Source organism: Actinosynnema sp. ALI-1.44, from assembly GCF_001984155.1.
Lineage (GTDB): Bacteria > Actinomycetota > Actinomycetes > Mycobacteriales > Pseudonocardiaceae > Kibdelosporangium.
Genome location: NZ_MTQO01000042.1, coordinates 1,552 through 25,643 on the forward strand (window position 1 = coordinate 1,552; position 24,092 = coordinate 25,643).

A 24,092-nucleotide genomic window follows, 5' to 3' on the forward strand; every position below is an offset into this window, starting at 1 on the left:
TCACACGGACTCCACATCGGAGTCCTCCCGCACGTTCACAGCGTAGTCGAACTGGGCCTTGGCCAACTCCTCGCTGATGCCGAAGTGCACGACAAGGGCAGCCGGACTGCACGGTTCGCCACTGTCCAGTGCCGCACGCACGTACGCCAGCACATGGGGCATCACCGCGACTTCGACTGGGGTGAGCGCTGCCATTTCCGCCGTGAGCACCTCGGTTTCGGCTGTACCCCTGCTGACGTCGAACCGCGCGACGAGGTCATCGACCGAGCACCTGTCGCCACGCCGGAGGACCTCCGACAGTTCGGTCTGCACGGCGTTCATGATCGCCAGTCCCGCCAATACGGGCTCAAGGAAGTGGTTGTCCTCCGTCATGCCGTACCGCCGAGCCAGGGCCGCCCTGGGATAGCGCTCGCCGCGCGCCGCCGCTTCAAGCACATCGGCCTCGGCAGCAGCGACAATCGCGGACACGGCCTCCCTGGTTTCGTTGTCGTCGAAGCCACCTTCGTCCGGAAAATACCTCTCCTCGACGCCGCGGACGGAATACGGGCTGCGCAGATCGGCCGCGCTGCGCGCGTCCCGCATGGCAGCGGTGCGCTTCAAGTCCACAGCTCGCTCGAACGTCACGGTGAACATCTCAGTCAACTCCCGTGTGCCGGGTGGTCGTTTGGCGTCCGCCGCGTCAGCCAGGTACTCGAACACCGCAGCTTCGATCTGCTCAACCGCCCGTGTGCCCGGTACGCCGTAGTCCGCCGCCAGTTCCTCGACCGGGTACAGCTCGAATCGCTCCGCCCGCGCGCGGACATCGGCCCGGATGACAGCGTCGAGATGGCGGTTCACCGTTTCGGGATCGACACCGTGACGCTGAGCGAATGTCTGGACGTCCCGCGGTTCGTCCGGGTCCTTCGCGGCGACGAACGCGGCTTCGACCACCACTCGCTCGGCCGTCTCCCGATCGATGCCGTACTCGCGTGCGACGTTGTCGACACTGAGCGGCTTGTCCTGTGTCAGCACGTCCTCGCGGGCGGTGGCGACGATCTGATCGGCCGCCCATCGAACGGCGAGGTGGTACCGGTCACCCAGTTCCTTTGCCGTGTACGGTTCACCGCGATCGGCCGCCGCACGCACATCAGCCTTGGCTGCGGCGTTGACGACGTCCATACCTCGCTGGCGCGTCAGCCCGCGTCTACCCGCCACGCTCGCCACGTCGGCGGCTGTGTACAGCAATGTGGGGATCGACTCGGACTTCGTGCCTTCGTGGCGCAGGTGGTTGACGACCGCGGCTTCCACCTGGACGACGACCCACTCCGGCGTCCTGCTGTAGGTCCTGGCGAGCGTTTCGGACGTGATACCGAGGGACATTCCCGTCGGCCGCCCCATCCGTATCCGCGCTGCCGCGTCGACCACGATGTCGGCCTCTGCCTCGCTGAGCCCAGTCCGCCTGGCAATGACCGCGACGGGCGTGGCCAGGTCGATGAGCCCCTTCTCCATGGCCGAGACCACGAGGTGCGCGACCTGGAAGACCGCCCGTTCACGGCTGAGACCACGCTCGATCAGTCCATCGACGGTGCCCCAGCCCTGCCGCAGCGCATCGACGTCGATTCCTTCGTGGGGCGTGGATTCCAGACTTCCCGCGTGGGTGATCGAATCGTGCGCGGCCCGCGCGTGAGCCACACCCGCGGCGCGGATCTGGGCCTCGGCCTCCGCGACTCCGATGTGGTGCTCGTCGGCGAGATCCACGGCATCAGGGGTCTCGCCACGGTCTTGCGCCTCACGCGCGTGTACGAACGCAGCGTCCGGACCTGTCCGGTACTCGACAGCCTCCCTGGTGATGCCGTACCGCTGAGCCACTTCGTCAGCGGTGAACAGCCCGCTCGCCATGGCGGCACGCACCTGAACACCGATCTGCTCGAACGCCCACCGCCGGTTCTTCTTGAACTTCGTGGCCAGCTCGCCCGGGGTGCGCACACCGCCCGGCGTTCGCAGCTCGTCGATCGCGGCCGACCTGATCTCGTGCTCGGCCTCCACGAGACTTATCCCGAACATCCTGGCGATGTCGTCCGCGGTGAACGGCGCGCCCTGGTCGACAACCAGGCGCACAGCGTCTCGCGCGGCAGCGCGGACCGCGCTGCGAGCCGCTTCGGGGCTGATCCCGTACGTCTTGGCCAGTTCCTCGTCTGTGGGGCGTGGTTTGTGCGTGAGTCCGATCTGGTAGACGAAGGCCTTGGCGGCCGCGACAATCTGATCGCCCGCTTTCGCACGGCTGATCCCGTACATGCCCGCCAGCACCTTCGTCGACAGGGGCTGCCCCCTGCCTGCGGACTTGAAAGCGTCGGAGAACGCGTATCGCTTCAACTGGTGTTCGATGACAAGCGCGTTGGCGATCTGCAGTTGCGCCCACCGGAGGTTCATACCGTACTTCGCAGCCAACACCGCCGCGTCATACCGCCTGCCACGCCCCGCGGCCTCGACCACATCAGCATGCGCCGCGGCACTGATTTGGTCGAAAGCCCACCCAAGACTCTTGTTCTTGAACCTCGCCACCAAACCCTGCGCAGTCCGCGGCCGCCCAACCGCCGCCTTCTCACGCACCCACGCCCTCGCCCGCACCTCAGTCTCACCAGCGACACCGGGAACCATCTCCGACAGGGGTGCGAAAGCAGGGGAGATCGCCGGGTCCTTCAGCGGCCCCATCCAGTGCGGCTCCTCGGTGATCACGTCGTACGCCCACTGGACATCCATGCCGTACTCGGCGGCGAGCTCACCGGCGGTGATGGAACCACCACCCGCCACGACCTCGCGCACGTCCGCGATCGCGGCGACACGCACCAGCCGCTGCACCTCAGCCTGGTCGATCGAGTACTTCTCCGCCAGCATCTCCTGAACGAACGGCTGACGGGCGGCCGCGGCCACACGCGCGTCCAGGACCACCGCGGCGGACAAGCCACCGCTGACCCTGGCGGCCAGTCCGGCCCGCCGCTCCGGCGGAACACCACCCATGCGGATCGCGGCGATCGCCGCGACGACGACCAGTTCCCGGAACCGCCTGTCGCCCGATTCCTCGAACCAGCCCCGCAAGGCGCGGATGGTCTCGTCCAGATCGGCTTGCTCCGCCGTTCGCAGCCGCTCGGCTGCCGCGCGAATCGTCACATCCCGTGCCCACTCACGGTTCCTGTCGTGGTCACGGGCCAGCTTCGCGACGGGGTAAGGCCGCCCGCCCGCCATGGCCTCGACGACCTGCGCCAGAGCCGACGTATCCCCGGCGGACGACCGCGAGCCGCCCACGACACTGTCCTCACCGGACTGTTCGCGGCGACTCACCCGCTTGGCCGACGGCCCGCCCGAAACAGTGCCGGGTCGCTTCCGGTCGCCTGCGGCAAGCAGGTGTGCCCCCAACGGCAAGGTGCCAGTCAGCTTCGCCGTACCAGTCCTGCGGAAGTTCACGAACCCCACGACACCGTCCGGACCAACCCGGGGAATCCGCTCGTCCTGCGGATCCCCGAACACCACACGCCCACCAACCGACTTGACAACGACACCATGCAACAAATTGCCCGAACCAGGCAGGAACACCGCTCCATAAGTGTTCTCGTCCTGACCGGCCATATGATCGACCACCTGGCTGAACGAAGCAGCCACCGCGTCCCCGCGCGACGACTCCGCCAAGTGACCGATCGCCATCGGGCCACCCTTGCCGCCCCGCACCATCTCGCCCTCGACGATGGCCAACTCAGCCACGATCAACAACAGCAGGCAGTTCTCGGTGCTGCCCGGCCGCCCAGCCAGAAATGCCTCCCTGTTCCCACCCACGAACAACGGGAACTCATCCCGGAACGCCGCCTCGTTCTCCTCATCGCTCGAGAAAGACGCAGCCGTGACCACCAGGTCAGCGGACAGCGACGGCCACGAGCCGACGTGCGTCGCGTCCTGCTCGGCCTGCTGGGCCCGCGCGTCCCGCAGGATCCGCTGAGTCTGGTTCACAGCCTGGTAATCGGCCTCATCCATGACGGAATCGTCGTCGCTGTCCACATCGACGTCCCGGGTGTCCTCGATGTACGAGTCGGCCGTCACCGGGTCGACGCCGAACACACGGACGAGTTCGTCAGCGGTGAGCGGGTCGCCAGTCTCGTGGGCGGCCCGCGCCGCCGCACGGGCCGCCATCTGGATCTCCTCGGCCAGCGGGTAGGACAGGTCACCCGTGTCCGGGTTCCTCACCGCCGGAACGTTGTACCGCGTGTGAAGTGCCTCCGGGGTGGGCGGCGGAGCACCGGTTTCCAACGCCGCGAGCACATCGGCCCGTGCGAGAGCTCGGACCAGGTTCGTCGCCTCAGCGTCTTCGCCGGGGAAGTAGCGGACCTCGATCTGACCCAGCGAGTGCGGCTTGCCGCGATCCGCCGCCGCGCGCACGTCGAGACGAGCGGCAAGGCGTTTCACGGCCATGGCCTCGGCTTGTTCGAAGCCGAACTTCGCCCGCAGCACGGCCACCGGCTCCGGGGTCTCCGCCCGCGCCGCATCGTGTTGCTGTTCGACCGCGGCGCCCACGATCTGGTTGTACGCCCGGCCGAGGTCCACCCCGTACTTCGCTGCCAATTGCTCCTTGGTGTACGGCGCGTTCCGATCTGCCGCTGCGCGCACATCGGTTCGCATGATGGCGTCGACGTGACGATCCACTGCCTCAACGCTGATGCCATATCGCTGGGCGTGCGGTCCGATGACAAGCGGCTCCCCGGGCGCGCGAGCCGCGTCAGCGTCTGCCGACACGGCCGAGACAATCGCCTGCTCGGCCGTCGCGTGGCTGATGCCGTACTTGCGAGCAGCTTCGGCGACGGTCAACGGTGTGCCACCGTTGACCGCCGCACGCGCCTCAGCGCTTACGACGACGATGATCCGGTCTGTCGCCCACCGAGTGACAAGGAAGTACCTCGTGGACAGTTCGCCGGTGGTGTACGGCTGCGCGCGCTTCGCAGCCGCACGCACGTCCGCCTCGGCAGCGGCGTTGACCACGTCCACCAACTGGTCGGCGGGCAGCCAGGTTTCCCCCGCCTGCGTGCCCAGGTAGGCCACCGTCGTCGGCTCCAGATTTGCCCATGGCGTGAGCAAGCCGCGGCGTACGCCGCTGATCGCCTGGGCTTCGATCCGTCCGCGTGCCCACTCCGTTGTCCTGCCGTAGTTCCGGGCGGTCTCTTCGACCAACCCGGCAGCGTCGATCCAGTTCCTCCGGCCGCGAGCCAGAGCCTCCGTGACATCGAACTCCGCGATGAGGTCGACGAGGGCGTCGGCCTCCGCCTCGCTGATCCCGAACCTGCTGACGAAGTCCGCGGCGCGCGGCCAGTCGGCTTCGTCGTTGCCCGTGAAGTACTCCAGTTCGGCGTGCGCCATGTGGAGTATCGCCCGTTCGCGACTGAGGCCGAACTTCTTCATCAGGGCACCGACGTCGCGTCCGCCGCGGGTGATCTCTTCGCCAATGGCGATCCACGAGGCGGGTCCGTAGATCAACTTTTCCCGCGCGACGCGCATGTACGCCACGTCAGCCTCACCGATCTGAGCCGTGGCCTCCGCGACCGTGATGCCGAAGATACGGGCGAGATCCGCGGCGAGAGGTGTCTCGCCGCGGTCGAGCGCCTCGCGAGCGTGTACGAACGCCGCGGCCGGGCCTGTCAGATACTCGACTGCCTCGCGGCTGATCCCGTACAGCTCGGCCAGTTCATCCTTGGTGGACACACCACTGCGCGCATCCGCACGCACCAGAACACCGATCGGTCCGAACGCCCACCGACGGCTCGCGCCGAACGTTTTGGCCAGTGTGTCCGGGGTGTGGGGACCGCCGGTGGTGCGGGCGACCACGACCGCGAGCGCGGCGAACTCGTGCTCGGCCTCCACGATGCTGATCCTGACGCTCTCGGCGATGTGACGGAAGATGATCCGCTTGCCCTTGCCGAGGTCGTAGTCCATAAGGTCACGTGCGGCGTCCCGCTTGGCCTCCCTGGCCGATTCGAGACTGATCCCGTATCGCTCGCGGAGATCCTTGTCCGTGTACGGCGGCTCCTTGTCCACTGCCGTGGCGTACACATCGTGTTTGGCGGCTTGGACGAGCTGCCCGGCCGCCTTGTCGCGGCTGATCCCGCGCCGGTTCGCCAGTTGCTCCGGTGAGTAGGGCCGATCACCGGCCGCGGCCCTGGCGTCCTGCCGGGCAAGCTCCATCAACTTCTGTTCGATGGCAACCGCGTTGGCGATCTGCCGTTGCGCCCACCGGAGGTTCATACCGTACTTCGCAGCCAACACCGCCGCGTCATACCGCCTGCCACGCCCCGCGGCCTCGACCACATCAGCATGCGCCGCGGCACTGATTTGGTCGAAAGCCCACCCAAGACTCTTGTTCTTGAACCTCGCCACCAAATCCTGCGCAGTCCGCGGCCGCCCAACCGCCGCCTTCTCACGCACCCACGCCCTCGCCCGCACTTCGGTCTCACCAGCGACACCGGGAACCATGTCGTCCAGTGCGGTGAACGCGTAGGCGATCCCCGGCTCGTTCAGCGGCCCCGACCAGTGCGGTTCCTCGGCGACCACCCCATGCGCCCACCGGCGGCTGTGACCGAACCGCCCGGCCAACACGTCGATCGAGAGGGTCCCTCCGCTTTCACGCACGTCCGCGAGCGCAGCGACACGGATCAGCCACTTCGCCACCTCCAGGTCGATCAGCGGGTTCGCCTGATCATCGGGATGCTGGTACCTCGCGACCAGCGACTCCGGAGTGAGCGGCCGGTCCGTCCCCGCTGCCGCCCGCACGTCCAATACCGCCGCGGCGTGCAGCTTGTTCGTCGAACCGTGGAACCTGGCCTCCACTTCCGCACGGCTGAGGGGCTGCCCGGTAGCGGCTACCCGGCGGATCTCGGCGACTTCCGCGGCGGTGATCAGACCCGCGGCGGTTTTCGTGTCGATGTCCTGTTTTCTGAGCAGCCGGTACAGCGATCGGCTGGTGTCGTCGGACTCGCGTCGCGTGGCTGTCCGCAACAGCTCAGTTGCAGCGCGGATCACCACGTCCCTTGCCCACTCGCCATTCATGCCGAAGTCACGGGCCAGTTGCTTGATCGGGTAGTCCTGGCCGTCGGCCATGGCCTTGCGCACAACGTCCACAGCGGCGGCGTCGATCCGGTCCGAAGCCCATGCGCGGTCCTTGTGGTACTTGCCCGCAAGTGCCTGCACACCAATCGGCTGTGACTTGCGCGCCGCACGGCGGATCTCCGTCTGCACGTCCTCATCGACCGGCCCGGCGGCTGCCCGCCGCCGGTTCGAGCTGCTGGAACTGACCTGACTGGACCGCTCGGTCGACTGCCCGCCCAACAACCGGCGGACGAAGCTGGTTTGTTTGCCGCCGCCGGCCGCGAGGAGGTGCGATCCCAACGGTGAAGTGCCGGACAACGGCGCCGTACCAGTCCTGCGGAAGTTCACGAACCCCACGACATCGTCCGGACCAACCCGCGGAATCCGCTCGTCCTGCGGATCCCCGAACACCACACGCCCGCCGACCGACTTGACGACAACACCGTGCAAATGACCATTCGAACCAGGCAGGAACACCGCTCCATAAGAGTTCTCGTCCTGACCGGCCATGTGATGGACCACTTGGCCGTAAGACGCCGCCACCGCGTCTCCACGCGACGGCTCCGCCAAGTGACCGATCGCCATCGGGCCACCCTTGCCACCCCGCAACACCAACTGCTGGGACACGGCCAGCTCAGCCCCGACCAACAACAGCAGGCAGTTCTCGGTGCTGCCCGGCCGCCCAGCCAGAAATGCCTCCCTGTTCCCACCCACGAACAACGGGAACTCATCCCGGAACGCCGCCTCGTTCTCCTCATCGCTCGAGAAAGACGCAGCCGTGACCACCAGATCAGCGGACACCGACGGCCCTGGACCGGCGTCCTGCTGCGCAACGACAGTCGCGTTGTTGGCCGGCGGCGGCACGAACTCATCCAGGTCGGGCGCGATGTCGCTGTCCGGACCGTCGGCGGTGTCGTCGACAAGGGAGTTGGCCAGCCACGGCGAGATGCCGGTCGACTCGGCGAGCTGGTCACCGGTGAGCGGATCGCCGGCCTCGTGGGCCGCGCGTGCGGCTTCGCGAGCAGCTTCGAGGACCTCGTCCTTCGCCTCGTCCAGGTTCAGGTTGAATCGCTTGGCGAGTTGCCGTGGAGTGGTGGTGTGTGTGCCGAGCTCGACAGCCGCACGCGCATCGGCCCGCGCGGCGGCCTTGATCAATGTGTGCGCCACCCCGGCCGGGAACCGGAACTCTCCGTCCGTCGACCGGCTGGCCTGCAGGCCGTACTTCGCGGTCAGCGCTTCCGTTGTGTAACGCTCACCACGCCCCGCCGCTTCACGCACATCGTCCCGCACGGTGTCGTAGATCGCGGCCACTGCCTCACGGAGGTCGTGGTTGTTGACGGCGGCGACGTCGTCGTCGTCCCTGCGGAAGTGCCGTTCGTAGACCTTGAATACCGTGTGCGGGCTGCCGCGATCCGCTGCCGCACGAACGTCGGCACGCGCAGCGGAACGCTTCAGCTGCCAGGCCTCGCCAAGCTGGAGAGCGAACATCGCCTCCAGCTCATGCGCTGTGTACGGATGCTGGGATCCTGCCGAGTCGGTGATGTACTGCTGCGCGGCAGCCAGAACCTGCTTGACGGCACGCGCAAGCGGTACCCCGTGCTTCTCGGCGAAGGCCTCCTTCGTGTACGGCTCAAAGTGTTCCGCCGCCTGGCGCACGTCAGCCCGCATGATGGCATCGATGTGGTGGTCCACCAGTTCGACGCTGATGCCGTACCGGCGGGCATGCGTCTCGATGTCGAGCAGTTCACCGGGGACTCGGGCCGCCCGCGCGTCGACCAACGCGGTCGAGACCACTGCCATCTCGGCCAGCTTGGGCTTGACGTTGTACTTCCGGGCGATCTCGTCGACCGTGTACGGCGCGCGCGTGGCGCTGTTGGCCGCCGCGTGCACATCGGCGCGGATGACGGTGGCGATTCGCTCGGCGCCCCACCGCTTGCCGAAGAAGTACCTGGCGGACAGTTCCTCGGCGGTGTACGGCTCCCCGCGTTCCGCGGCCGCGAACACCTCGGCTTCGGCTGCTTCGTTGATCAGTTCGATCCCTCGCTGCCGGGGTATCCCGTAGTGAGAGGCCAGCTCGGCCAGATACGAGTCGGCAGGGGTTATCGGCTCGCTTCTGTCCTTGTTGCTGTACGTGTGTTCGTTCGGAGAGGCCGCTTGGCGCAACAGTGCGACGTATGCGGCGTCGATGCGTTCGCGTGCCCACTCCGGTGTCCTGTTGTGCCGCTTGGCGAACTCCTCGGCGGATACGCGTGGGCCCCAGCCCCTCTCCGTGAGCCGCAGGTAGTCGACCACCCCGGCTGTGTTGACCAGCACCTCTGCTTCCGCCCTGCTGATCCCGAACCGCTGGACGTAAGCCGCGGGCAGGCGAAGTGTGGTGTCGCCGCTGATGAGGTGCGCGATGAGGAAAATCGCGCGTTCCCGGCTGCCGCCGAGTTTCTCGGTCAGGACATCGACGTCGAGGTCGCCGCCTTGGATCTGCTCACCATTGCTCGTCAGCGAGCTTTCCTCGACGAGGATCGCTTCGCTCGCTGCGAGCGCGTGCACGTACTGCGCGTCTTCGCGCGCTCCGACCGGATCTGTCCGATGCTCGACGGCCTCGCGGCTGATTCCGTACCACGCGGCCAGCTCGTCGTTGGTGAACAGACCGGTTCGCGCGTCTTCGCACACCAGAACACCGATCTGCTGGAACGCCCACCGCCTGCTCCTGCCGAACAGCTTGGCCAACGCGTGCGGAGTACGTGGACCGCCCGCCTTACGCGCCTCGGCGAGAGCCGTGTCCCTGACCGCGTGCTCGGCCTCCACACGGCTTATCCCGAAGTCTGTGACGATTTCGGTGATGCTCAGCAGTTCGCCGTTGTCGGCGTGGCGGCGCACGACATCACGCACGGCTGCCAGTTTGGCTTGCCGCGCCGCCACGGGGTTCATCCCGAACTGGCGAGCGAGTTCCTTGCCGGAGTACCGGCCAAGGTGGGTACTCGCTCGTTCGTGCACGGCCGCGACGGCGGCGGCGAGGATCAGTTGGTTCGCCCTGGCGACACTGATCCCATGCCTGTCCGACAGTTCCCTCGCCGAGTACGGCCGACCGTCGAGCCCGGCGTCGAGTGCGTCGGACAAGGCACGAGCTGTCAGCTGTTCTTCGATGGCAACCGCGTGGGCGATCTGGCTGTGTGCCCATCGCGTGTCCATGCCGTACTTCGCAGCCAACGCCGCCGCGTCGTACCGCTCGCCGCGCCCCGCGGCTTCCATCACATCGACGTGCGCGACGGCCTGGATCTGGTCGTAGGCCCAAGCAAGGCGCTGTTCGAACTCCTTCGCCAGTTTCTCCGGCGACAGCGGCCGCGGGGTGCCCGCCGCCGCGCGCACCAGGGCCCGTGCCCGCGACTCGGTCGCCCCAGCAGGATCGGGAACCACATTCCCCACTGCCGCATGAGCCCTCGAGACGACCGGGTCCTTCAGCGGTCCGGACCAGCCTGGCTCCTCGTTGATCACCCGGTACGCCACCTGAGGTGTCAGGTTGTACCGGTCAGCCAAGTCGGCAGCGTTGACGGTTCCGCCACCTCGGACAACCTCACGCACGTGGACGAGCGCGGCGAGACGAACCATCCGCTCCACGTGTGCCGGGTCGATGTCGTACTCGCGGCCCACCACGTCCGGGATGAGCGGCCGACCGGCCGCCACGGCCTCGCGCACGTCCTGGAGCACCGCGGTGTCCACCTTGGACGCGTCGTCGAACCTGATGGACAGTTCCCGTTGTCCGTAGGGATGTCCCGTGGCCGCAGCGGCACGGATCGCGGCGACTTCGGCGGCGACCACAAGCCCCGCGGCGGTTTCGCTGTCAGCGCCCGAACTCGTGAACCAGTGGAGCAGCGATTCGGCTGTGTCCGCTGAATCGTCCCGGTCGGCGGCCTGCAACCGCTCGGCCGCCACGCGGATGACCAAGTCACGCGCCCACTCGCCGTGCTTCCCGTGGTCGGCTGCCAGTTTCCCGAGGGGATACGACCGACCGGTCGCCATGGCTTGGAGCACGTTGTCCCGTGCGGTGGCGTCGGTCCGGGCAGGGGGGTGACCGGCTCTCCCTCGCTGAGTCGGCTTGCCGAGGACGCGTCGCAAACCAGTGCCCATGCGGTTCGCGTCCGGCGCCCCGACAAGAAGATCCCAGTCCAGCAGCGGACCGCCCAGCCTGCCCGTACCAGTCCTCGCCATCTCGACGTAACCGACGACACCCTTCGGATCGACATCGGCGATCTTCTCGCTCTGCAGGTCCGAGAACACGATGGCGCCGTCGGGGCCGTGCTCGACGAGCACACCGTGCACCATGGTCTTGGAGACGTGCAGGAACGCCACTCCCCAGGCGCCTGGTGACTGGTTGCGGGTGTGCGCGACGATCTGCTCGTAAGTCGCCTTGACAGGATCTCGGCCCAGCACCTCTCTGAACCGGCCAACGGTCAACGGTTCGTCACCATCGACACCCACGATGATGCCCTCGGAGTCAGCCAAGTAGGAAGGATGCGGAAGGCTGCCGGGTTCGGCGCTCGGCTGGCTGCCCGAGGCCTCACGACGATACGGCGGCGGGACGTCCAAGTCCGCGTACGACGGTGGTGGCACCTCGGACTCATCAGGTTCATCGGACTGTTGTGCGGTCGCTGTCAGCGCGGCAGCGACTCTGCCGTCCTGTCGAGTGAGTGTCCGAGGCACTGCACCGCCACGCCCAGTCCGAGTGCGCCGGGGGTTGCCCTCCGGCGGTACCCCGACGAGAAGTTTCGGGTTCAACGCGGGAGCTCGCAACGGCGTCGAACCCAGCCTCGGCATGTTCATGTAGCCGACGACGTCCTCCGGACGCGGATGCAGCATCATGCCGCGCTGCGGATCGACGAAGCTGAGGCGCCCGTTGTCGTTGCGCACCAACACGCCGTGCAGCAAACCGCCAGGGCCACGCAGGAACGCCGCGCCCCACGCCCCCTCCGGCTGGGCTCGGACGTGCGCGGCGACCTGGTCGTAGGACGCGCGGACCGGCGTTCCCCCGGTTTCCCGCGCCAACGAACGGACAGACACCGGGACACCGGCGTCGGCGGGCACCGTGACACCGCCGGTCAGGGTCTTCTCGGCCGCGATCAACGACGGCCCGCAGTTCTGCGTGTGGCCCAGTTCGCGCTGCTGGTACTTCGCCGCGTTGACGCCCCATAGCTGCGGGTAACGCTTCCGGAACTCGGTACGAGCCGGGTTGTCGACCCAGATCTCCACCTCGGTCGGGCCGTCGGAGTGCACGAAGTGCGGCACCGCGTCGAACCCGAGGTGGCCGCGGGTCAGCCGGTCTGCGACCGGGACCTGGGACTGCACCAGCCCGAGGACCTTGTCCACTTCCCGCACGGTCGCGGCGAAGTCATCCCCGACCCGGGAGGAGTCCAGGTTGCCGTGCACCCGGTAGCGCACGGTCGGCCGTGCACCGGCGTCGCTGGTGTCCAGCGCCTCCCGCACGAGCGAGTACAGCTTGACCCGCTGGTCCACCGGCAGCCGCTGCATGTCGGTGGAGTACGTCACGCGCGTGGTGGGCCGGGTTCCGTTCAGGCCCGGGTCGCGGCGGGCATGCTCCAGCGCACTGAAGTACCCGCGCGCCGCCTGCCAGTAGGCTGCCGCGGCCGACTGCTCGGCTGTCGCCGACCGACCGTCGACAGCACCCGCCTCGGCGGCTTGCACGGCACGGAGCTTGCCGCGGGCGGTCTGCCAATCCTTGTTCCGCGTCGCCAACTCCCTGGTCGCGTTGACCAGTGACTCGGGCAGACGGTCAGTCCGGTCCGTGCGCCGGATGACGTAACCGCTGTCGAAGTCGACGTCCACCACGGCGGTGCGCTTGAAGCTGAGCTTGGACGTGGGCTCGGCGACGAACCGGAACCGGGCACCGTGTGCCCAGACACTCGTCATACCGTCCGTGTCCGGCTTCTTGGCGGACGCCGGGAGCTGGTCCTGTTCGGCCCCAGTCCGGTTCCCCCGTTCGTGTTCGGACTCCTGCCCGCCGAGCGGCCGCACCGGCATCGTCCACGTGGCCAGTGAGCCGAACGGGTTGCGGAAGGGGTAGTCGGTCGCGTTCGGCGCCTGCGGGACGCCCGCGGCGACAAGCGGCACCGCCTCCGCCTCGTACGTGTGGCCGGACTGGAGCGTCGTCGCCGACTCCCCAGGCGTCTTCCTGTCCCCGTCCAGCTCTGTCCGCGCGCTCGCACCGCGCAGTTCACCGTGCCCACTCGGCACCGAGTGCACGCCCAGCTTGATCCCGAGCTCCGGCGGCAACTCCAGCGGCACCGCGTCGGTGCCGTGCGTGCCAAGGCTTCCAGCGACGCGGCTGCTGGCCAGCTCGGCACGCAGCATCGCGCGCGTCATCACGTCCACCGACCCGCCCGCGGCCGTGATGGCCTGTTCCGCGGCGAGGACCAGGTCGTCGACATCGCCATGGAAATCGACGACCCGGTAGTTCTTCTGGTCCTCCGGCAGCTTCTCGGTGATGTCGGCGGCCCGCCACTGCGCGATCGCCCGCTCGTCCGCCGCCACCGCTGACCGCTGGGCGATCTCACCGCGCCGGGAGGCCCCTCCGGTGGCGGCGATCGACGTGTCCTCGATCGGGGTGTGCGTGATGACGGTGCGGGTGACCGGCGCCGCCGCGACACGTTCGCCGTGCCGTTCGATGCGCACGTCGAAGAGCATCTCCGTGCTGTGCTCGACCATCGCACCACGCACCGTCTCGGTGCGCGTCTGCTCGACGGTCCGGTCGTGCTTGGTGCTCAGGGTCTGCTTGAGGAACTGGAACATGTTCCCGACACCGAGACCCACGTTGCTGTACGGCGCGCCGTGTGCGCCGGGGTGCGCCTTCGCGTTGTCGACGGCCGAGTCGTTCTGGAACATCCCCGCCGGGATGAAGATGGACGCCACCTGTGCCACCACCCGGCTGAACTTGCGCTCGGTGCCCGCGAGGAACGTCGCCTTGGTGGTCTTGACCAGATCGCCGTGTCTGATTCCCGTCGGCACGGGTGCGCTCAGCGGCTGGGCGCTCATCCGCAGCTCGTAGGTTTCCCCGTCGATCCGGTACAGCCTGCGCAGCAGAGTCACGGTGCCCCTGTCGCGCAGGTCTCCCTGCGACGCGTGTACGTCGACCAGTGCTCGCTCGCTCTCGCGGGGATTGTCGTGCTCGGTGTCCAACGACGAAGCGGGCAGCAGCTTGTCGGCCGTCTCCTGGCCGACGGTGCGCACAAGGTGCTCGTACAACGGCTGGATGCGATCGGTGAGGTCGATCGCCTCGATGACGTCGTCGGACGACATCGGGGCACCGATGGGCACGCTGTCCGGCACCGGGCTGAGGTCGTCCGGCCCCGTCGGCAGGTTCAAGTCCGGCACCGGCTGCGGTGCGTGTGCGCGGCGCGCGTCCTCCTGCGCCTGCCTGGCGCGGATCTCCTGCAGTTCCTTGTCGTCGACCAGGACCCGCACCGCTCGCGGCAACTCGAACCGCTCCGCGGCCCGGCTGACCGGCTTCGAGGAGAACAACTGCCACGGGTCGAAGTTGCCGCGGCGCTTGACCTCGACGGCCTGCGTGACTTCCAGCGTGGCGCGCACGAGGTGCATCCGACGTGGCTCCCCGGACAGCTCAAGGCCGTGGGAGAACGTGGTCCGGTGCCCCTGCTTGTGGCTGAAGCTGCTCACCCACAGGCCGAACTGGTGGATGATCGCCCCGAGGCCACGGGTGACCGTGCCGGGCGTGTGGTTGACGGTGTCGCTGGGGAACACGATGACCGGTTCGACCGCGGGCTGGGCGCTCCACGTGCTGCCGCGCTCGCTGCTCGTGGTGTCCTCGCCGATGACCGACTGGTTCGGCCGAACCCACATGGTGTCGAGCACTTCGAGGTCACGCAGCATGTACGACCTCGCGGCAGCGGCCTCCGAGTCGGCTCGCCTGCGGTGCCAGCGCAACCGGCTCCGCTCCCGCGAGGCTGCCTCGTCGATCACAGCGGCCACGTCTCCACCCTCGAACTGCCAGATCGGATCACCGCCCGACGCCTGGTCGAGCAGCGAACGCAGTGAGGCGCTGACGTGCTTGAGCCCGTGAACGCGCCCGACGATCCGCAGGTCGCTGAGCCTGCGGAACGGGCCGTGACCGAGTTCGGCGCTCCGGTTGGTCGAGACGTTCTCCAACCTCGTGCGGTTGACCGGTCGCACGTCGGCGTCCAGGTCACCGTGTGAGGCGGGCAGTTCGATGACGACGTCGACGGTGACCTTGCCCGCCTCACGCCCCTCCGCGGCGGCTGTCTCGTCCACGATCGTCAGCGGGTGCAGGTCCGGCGCGTGCCTGCCGGGGCGACCGATTGTCACGGCTTTGACCAGGTCGTTGTGCTGTCGCCAGTGAGTGCCGGACGCGGTGAGCTCGATCTTGGCCCGGTACCGGCGCATCGGCTCGGGCAGCACGTCACCGGACTCGTCCAGTTCCTTGCCGCGGACATCGCCGCTGGACCGTTCCGTCCCGTGGGCGAATCCGGGCTTGGACAACCTCTCGTGGTTGACCTTGAGGATGCCGCTGAGCTGTGCGGAACCGCCCAGCATCGCGTACACGCGGCCGATGATGCCGCCGCCGAACAACCAGGCGCGGCTGCGGCTGAACGTCCCGGTCGCCTTGTCGGTACGGGAGTCGGCCGTGATCGGCACGTCTGCGGGCCCCAGGTCGACGAGGTCGCCGACGAGCCGCGCGGTCACCTCGGTCGTGACGTGGTAGTCGTGGGCGCGCCCGTGTTCCGGTTCGAGCTCCTCCACCAGTGGTTCACCCGCGACGAGATCAGGCGCCCCGCCCGCCAGCCGACCTGCGGAGATCCCGTCGCGGACCTGCGCCTCCCTGGCGAGTTTGCGCTCGTCCTTGCCCGAGATGCCATCGGCGAGGGCCTCGTCGCCGAAATCGGTGACGAACTTGGTGTCCCGCCACTTCCACCGCTTGTGACCGGGCAGTTCCGCCGTGGAGTCCCGCAGGATCCTGCCCAGCTGCTCCGCGGCCTCGTCCAGCTGCAACGCCGCCGAAGCCGCCGCCTCGACCACTTCCTGACGGGTCGGGGCTGTGTCCAGCACCGCGGCGGCGTCGATTCCGGCGCGGGCGGCGTCATCGGACCTCGACCACTGGTAGGCCTCGAACGCGCTGGGGAAGGTGACCGGCGAGTGCCCTGGCTTGCGGAACTCCAAGTCGTAGACGACGCGGTTGCGTACCACCGAGACGGTGCCGGAGCGGGTGGTCTCCGCTCCCGTCTCGTGGCCGTAGCCCTGCTCGTGGCCCCGGTCGTGCCCGGCGGTCACGATGCCGCCGCCGCCGACCGTGATCATGCCGATGTCGAACCCGGGTCCGGCGGCGATCGAGAAACTCGTGCTGTGTGTGGCCTTGTTGACGCTTTCGACAGTGTCGAGCTTCGACGTCACCTCCTCGTACGGCACGCCGTCGATCGTCTCGACGTAGGTGACCCGCCGGGCGACAGCGCGCATCTGCACGCGCCTGCTCTTGGTGCTCAGCAGCCGCTTGAGCGGATTCCCCTTGGGCAGCAGCTCGTTCGAGTCCACCCAGCCCGCGCCCTTCGCGGCCTGTGCCGGTGTCACAGCCATCTCCGGCAGCAGTCGCTCGACGTTGCCGGGGCTCGTGAAGTCCCGCAGGACGCGGCGCGATTCCTTGTCCAGCCCGCCGACGTGCGCCAGCAGTTGACCGAACAGGTCACGTGCCCGGGAACCGCGCTGACGCAACGGTTTTCCGTGATAACGGCCATGCACGGCGTCGCGGACGTCGCCGTGCTCGACCACGAACGTGGGCAGCGCCGACGGCACCGCGACCGCACGCCCGGTGTTGCGCAGCCCGACGGGCACGCTCACGTTGACGGAGACCGGGGTGTCCGCCGGGCCGATGGCCTGGCCGACCTTGATCTCGTGGCTGTTCGGCTTTCCCGAGCTGTCGAGCAGCACCAGGGTGAACGTGACCGGAGCGCGCACCACCCGCATCCCCTGGAAGCCGATCTCACTCGTCGGCTCGGTCGGGAGCGAGTAGCTGACCCGCACCTTCCGCGAGTTCGTGCGCGAGTCGCTGCTGGAGACGCCGGGCGCCGTCGAAGCGGCGCCGTGGCCGCTGATGAAGACACCGGGGATCATCGGAACCACGAACAGCAGCTTCGCCAAGGGGTTGCGGCTGCTCGACGTACCGGCCTTGACCTCGCGCTCGTGCTCGGTCGTCGCCGACGCTGCCGGTGCGTCCGCCTCGACGGGCGCGGCGGCGGACATGTCGACGTCGGCGCGGATCAGGATGTGCTTGCCGCCGAGGCTGATCTCCCTGCCCGCGCCGCGGAACGACTCGACGTCGTTCGCCACGGCATTGCGCAGGGCTTCGATCTCCTCCGGCGTTCCTGTCGCCAGGCTCGTGGCCACGTCGACGACCCGCTCGACGCCCCGGGTCTGGGCAAGCTGTTTGCCCACGCCGAAACCACCGCGGTTGCGCAGCGAGTAGCGCGGCAGCCGCTGCCACCAGTGGCGCGGGGCGGGGCCGGTGCTGGTGTTCTCGGCAACCGCGACCTGGACCTGGTGCTGGTTCCCGACGGGCGGCTCGGCTCGCTCACCGTCTACTTCGGACTCGAAAGGCTCCGTCACCTGCGGCAGGATCGCGTCCGACGTCTTCGGCCAGAACCGTACTTCCTCAAGAGACCGGATCGGCACGAAATCGTGTACCTGCGAGCTGTAGACGACCGCCTGCCCGTCGATGTTGTGCACGGTGAAGAAGTCCGCACCGAACGCACCGTAGCCGCCGAACACCAGGCCATGCGCACGACCGGGTTCCCGAGCGGTGACATACGCCTTCAGGTCGTCGAGGCTCATCTCAACCTCGCCCGACAAACGCGCTTCCGCCACCCGGTCCCGGTGCACCGGCCCACTCGGCGCCGCGGCGAACTCGGCCGCCCGATCACGATGCGCATCGGCGTTCAACATCTGGATCGACGACGACAGGCAGTTCGTGGAGTGCCCGGGACGGCCCGCGACGAAGTTCGCCCGGTTGATCCCACGCCCGTGCGCGAAGTGCTTGTCCAGGAACTCCTGCTTGCGAACAGGGTCGTCTACAAAGGTCTCCGCCGACACCACACCCGGCACCGCGTTGGTAGCCGACACCGGCACACCCACCGGCGCGGCGCCGTAACCGCCCGTGCGGCGTGACCTGGCACGACCCGGGGGCTCGGGCTGCGGCGGGCGCGAGGACTCCTGCTGGGACACCCGCTGGGTGATGCGCTGGACCTCGCGCTGCGTGAAGCGGGTGTTCGCCCAGCTCTCCACCTGCACGCTGTCGTCGCCGGGTGCCAGAGTGGCGGTCACCAGTCCGCCGTTGTCCAGAACGGCGAGGTGCCCGTCCGCCAAGGTCACCATCGGCCCGTCGCCCGTGGTCACCGCGAGTCCCGGCACGCTCTCAGCGAACTGCCGGGCAAGGCGAAGACCGGCGCCGGGTGGCGGATCGCCCTGCACCAGCAGGAAAAGCGATCCTTCGCTCGCGTCGATCAAGCCACGCATGGCCCGCGCCATCGTCGCGCCGTCCACCCAGATCCGTTGACGTCCACCGACACCGAGGTTCAACCCGAACCTGCCGTCCGCCCGGACGTTGACGCCCCAGATCGGCGCGTCGACGACAACGGGCGTCTCGGACCGCGGCCGGCCCTCCCGGTGCCGCACGGCATCGGCGGCCGACTCACCCGGCACCGTGAACACCAGCTTGATCTCGTGGTCGGCCACACCTGCCAACCAGCCCCGCACATCGCCCAAGATGGCGTCGTCCGGAAGATAGCATTCCCTGTCCGAGTTGTCCGGGACGAACCCGGTCACCGACACACCGCTCCCCCCGGATTCGACCGCGTTCCCTGCGTCGTCCAGCCCCGAGTAGGAGCGCTTCCCCTGCGACTCCGCGCCCTGACCAGCGGGCTGCTCCGAGCTGTCGACGTTCACCGACGGACGCGAAGCAGTCGATTGACGGAGCTGCTGGGCGGCGGCCCGCGAGAGACGGGTGCTCTCCACGCTGCGCACCACGATGGACTTCTTGTCGTGTGCCCACCGGACCGCGAGCATTCCGTGGTTGTCCGCCACAGCGATGGACCCACCGGCCAACGTGGCGATCCAGCCTTCGCTGGTGTACACGGTGAGTTTGTGGTTCCGGCGCACCATTTCCTTGGCGAGGCGCACGCCCGCGCCGCCTGGGTCCCGCACCGCCAGCAGCAGCACGTTCTTCGTGCCGTGCGCGATGCTTTCGGTGTCCGTGAGCACCTTCCCCGCTCTGTCGGCGTCGACCAGGATCGGGCCCGGCCTGTGTTGCTCGGTCGGCAGCGAGTACGTGTCACGCCCGGCGGCTTCGACCGCGACGACCATGGTGGAACCGGGGAGCGGCCAGGTCCGCACCACCCCCTCCACCGTCGCGGCTCGCTCCGACGCTTCGAGCACCGACTCCCCCGGCAGCGTGAGCAATACCTCGACCGACCGGTCATGAATGCTGCTCAACCAGGCCTGCAACCGGTGCCTGACACCCCGGTCCTCGAGGAAGGTCAGCGCGCGCAGCTCGGCTTGGACGAGAGTCCGTCGATAGAGGTCGTTGCGAATGAACCGAACCGGCTTGCCATGGGAGTCCGTTCCGGAGTACTTCGACGGACCCCCACCCCATCCTGTCGGCTGGCCGATCCCCACCGTGCCACGCCGCGCCACCGCCCCACCGGAGAGATCCACCGGTGCGGTCACTTGCGTAAGCAGCGAGTCCGACGTCTTCGCGGAGAACCACACCTGGAGCGGAGATCCCACCGCGGCCATCCGGTGGGACTGGGAGTCGTAGTAGGCGACATCCCCGTCGATGTTGTGCGCGGTGAAGAAGTGACCACCGGCGTCGCCGTAGTCCGCGTACACCAACCCGTGCGCACGACCGGGTTCCCGGCCTCGCACGTAGTTCTCCACGTCGCTGTAGCCGTTCTCCTGCTTCGCCATGGGCGGCAGTCCGGATTTCGCGATCTGGTCACGGTGCACAGGACCGCTCGGAGCGGCGGCGAACTCGTTGGCTCGGCCACGGTTCGCGTCCGCGTTCAGCGTCTGGACCGCTGAGGGAGCGCAGTTCGAGGTGTATCCGGGAATGCCCGCGGCGTACCTGTGGTGGTTGACGCCTTTGCCGTATGCGAAGTGCTTGTCGAGGTACTCACGCTCGCCTGCCGGGTCATCCGCGAACGTCTCCGCCGACACCACACCCGGCCGCGCGTTGGCGGCCGACAGCGGCACTTCCGCTGGCGCGGCACCAAAACCGTACCCGCCATACGGATACGAGTCCGTGCGATGTGGCCTCCGATCAGGTTGATCGCCACGAGTCTGCCCCAACCCGTCGAACGGGTTCTGCGTGCGGAACCGCTTCCGCAGTTCCTCCAGTTCGCGCTGGTGGTCGTACCGCCGCCGCGCTTGCTCGTCCGACAGCACCTCGTACGCGGCCTGGACGCGCTGGAACTCCTCTTGGCGTTTCGCCTTGAGATGCTGGTCCTGCACCTTGTCCGGGTGGGTTCGCAAAGCCAGCTTCCGGTACGCCGTCCTGATCTGCTCGGTCGTCGCGTCGGTTGCGACACCAAGCACTTTGTAGTGGTCATCGGGGCCGCTGGAAGGCTCCTTCGCCGCTGTGTCGCTCTGTCCCGACGGCTCCGGCCTGGGACCAGGTCCGGCGTCGCCGGGCCGGTTCGACGGCCCTGCCTCGGGGTTCTCCGGCCGCGGCGGTGACGGAGCCGGTCGCGGATGAGCAGCCCTCGGCGGTGCTTGGGGACGTGGCGCTTCCTGTGCACGGATCTGCGCGATCTCGTTCAGTGTGAACCGCGTGTCAGCCAAAGACTCGTTGTGGAGGAACTCGGCGCCGCGCGTGTCGCGCGTCATGTAGACCTGCGATATTCCACCGTTGTCCAGCACGACGATGCTTCCGCCTGCCCCCATCGCCATGTGGCCGTTCCCGGTGAGCACCCGGAGTTTCGAGTTCAACTCGACTATCTGCGTGGCCAACCGCCCACGGGGGTCGCCGGACAACAGCAGCACGTTCTGGACTCCGTGGACGGCCACCGCGTCCACCACGATGCTCGCGGCCGTCGGCCGGTCCACGTCGACGCGAACCATCCGCTCCCCGACGGCGACGAACACCGAGGGACGTTCCGAGGTGTTGTCGATCGACACGACCAGCGTCGACTCGGGCAAGGTCCACACCGTCGACGCGCCGGGCCACACGTCAGCTCTGGCCATGGCGCTTCGCACAGTGTCCTCGGGCAGCGTGCGCACCACGCGAATGGTGCGGTTGGGAACTTCGGCCAGCCAGTCCCGCACGTCCCGCACACCGCGTCCGACCAGATAGGTGATCGCCTTCAGGTCGGCCTCGCCGAGGAACGCCTTGACGATGTCGTCGTACCCGAAGACAACCTGCCCCTCGGCATCCGTAGCCGTGTACAACGGCGAGCTGCTCGGCCGCGGCGCGCGACTCGACGCCCTCGCAGTCGCGCGACGCGACGGGCCCGCCTCCGGCCGCGACCGGCCACCGCGATCACGTTCCGGCCTCGGCGCAGGCTGGGGACCGGACTCGGACCGCCTGTGCCGCCGGGGCGCCTCCTGCGGCCCGGAGTCCGCCGCCCACGGCCGGGGCGCGCCACCGGAACGACCGGACGGACCGGCTTCGGCACGCGGCGGAGGCGGTGTCCTCTCGAACTGGTTGATCGCCGCCACTTCAGCCGGGGTGAAGCGACTCGCCTTCCAGGTGAAAGCTTCCAGTCGCTCCCGTCCGCTCCTGCTACCCGGGACAGGCACCATGCTCACGGTCATCATCCCGGCGTTGCCGAGCACGGCGACGTACCCTCCGGGTTCCCGGATGGCCACCATCGGCCCCTTGCCGGTGTGCACCGTGAGGGTGGGATTGGCCTTGACCAACTGCTCGGCGAGGTGACTCGCGGCCCTCCCGCCACGGTCGCCCGTCACCAGGAGGAAGAGGCTCTTGCCGTCCATGCCCCTCGATCCGCCCACCAGCCGCGTGACCGCCTCCAAGTTCACCCAGACCCGGCGTGAACCACCCTTGGAGTCGACCTGCACCGCGTACCGCGCGTGCCGCTCGGTGCTCCTGCCTTCGATCACCACTATCTGCGTGTCACCGAGATCCCAGTCCACGACGGCGTTCTGCCGCGTGGTCCGGCCGTCCAGCGCGGAGGACACGCCCTCGGTGGGGATCGTGCGGACGATGCGGACCTTGCCGTCGCGAAGTCCCTGGATCCACTCGTCCGCCGTGGAGTCCGCGGTCCGGTATGAGATCCCCTTCACCTTGAACGCACCGGTCTGGCGAGTGGTCTGCACGAAGCTCACGTCATCGCGCGTGAAGTTCACCACGACCTTGTCGTCGTCCTTGCCGCTGTAGACGTGCGGGGCCTTCGGCGGACGTCCCACCAGGTCCGGTCGCTGTTCGCCGGTGGTGTCACCGGGTACCCGGGCCGCCCGCGTGTCATCGGCCGGAAGTGCGACGATCTTGTCCTGGTGCGGTGTGAACCACACCTGCACGTCCGACCCGCGCGGATCGAGCCACTGCCCAGTCGTGCCGTCGAAGAACTCGACCAGGTCCGTCCGCGGGTCGTGCACCACGTTGATCGTGTGGCCGACGCTGTCCTCGTCCGGCCCTGTCAGCACCGAACCCTGACCGCCGCGCAACTCGGTTCGCATGTAGTGCCGGACACCGTCGTACCCGCCGCGCATCGGCAGGTACATCCCGCCGACGGCTTTCTCGACTCTGGCCGTCCGCACCGGGCCGGGTGACGGTTGTGCCTCGACCGGCCGTGGCACACCGTCCGACGAGGCCTTCCACGTGTTGTGCGTCGCCACCAGCGCGGGACCGCAGTTCTGCGTACGACCGGGTTGGCCGTAGCCGAAGTTCACGTGCACCAGTGCGGGGAACACGAGGTCCCGGTACCCGGTCTCGGCGAACTCGGCGGCGAACGGCTTGCCCGCTGCGAGGCGCGCGGCGTCCGCTGCCAGCAGGTCCCGGACGGGGTCGAGCACCGACGCCGCGTCGTCGTCGTCGGTGATCCGGTCGAGATCGGCGAACGTCTGGCCGCCGGTCTGCATGTGATCGAACACCAGGGCCAGCGCCCCACGCTCGGGCAACCTCAGCCGGTCGCGCTGACGAGCCGCCCACCCCGGATACCGCTCGACCACGTCCGCGAGGTCGACCTTGCCCTGCTCGTCCCGCACGACAGCGACCGAACGCACGAAAGCCGCGATCTCCCGGGGATCCGCCACCAGCCGGACCGAACCCGCGAACAACTTGTACGGGTCCATGCCGATCTCGGTCGCGAGGCTGCCCACATCACTGGGTACCCGGCGGATCACTTGGGACAGTCCCAGAACCGTCCGCACGTGCACCCGGCCGACCGCGTCCAACGCGCTGGTCAGGTCGGCCGGTTTGAACCACGGCTCGGTCCTCAGGTGTGAGAACCTGCCACCGTCCTTGACCAGGTAGTCCGGCGGCAGCTTGTTCTTGCTCGCCCAGTCCCGCACCCGCGTGTCCGAAGCCTTCAGCCGAGCCAGTTCGGCTGGCGACAGCTGCTGGTCGGCGAGGAAGCGGAACACGTCGGCACGCGTCCACCCGAGTCCGTCCGCCACCCGGTCGGCTCGCCGTTTGATGTCCTTGATCACCTGCCTCAGCGCTCGCGACGGGTGGCCGTCGACGATGAGATCCTCACTGCTCCCGGCACCGATGAGGTCCTCGAAGGACACCAGCGCACGCGAGTCCGCTTTCAACTGGACAGTCAGGTGATACCCGACGTCCCAATCGAAGCCGTGGTCAGTCGCCCACTGCGCCAGATCCACCGGGACGCGACCGATGGCCACGCTCGCCGCGCGGAAGTCCCGGAAGTCCTCCGGCGTGAGCGAGATGTGCAGCTGGGACAGGCCATCCAACACCTCGGCGTAGTCCAGCCACGGTGTCTCGCTCACGT

The 24,092-nt window shown here is 68.3% G+C and carries 1 protein-coding gene (running past one end of the window); it reads right to left on the minus strand.

The features are described from left to right. Nucleotides 1-24,092: the 3' portion of a DnaJ domain-containing protein gene (locus tag ALI144C_RS16510; RefSeq protein WP_076988013.1), read on the minus strand. It continues 12,415 nt past the right edge of the window; the window shows 24,092 of its 36,507 coding nt (coding positions 12,416-36,507); its start codon lies beyond the right edge, outside the window; the stop codon is at nucleotides 1-3.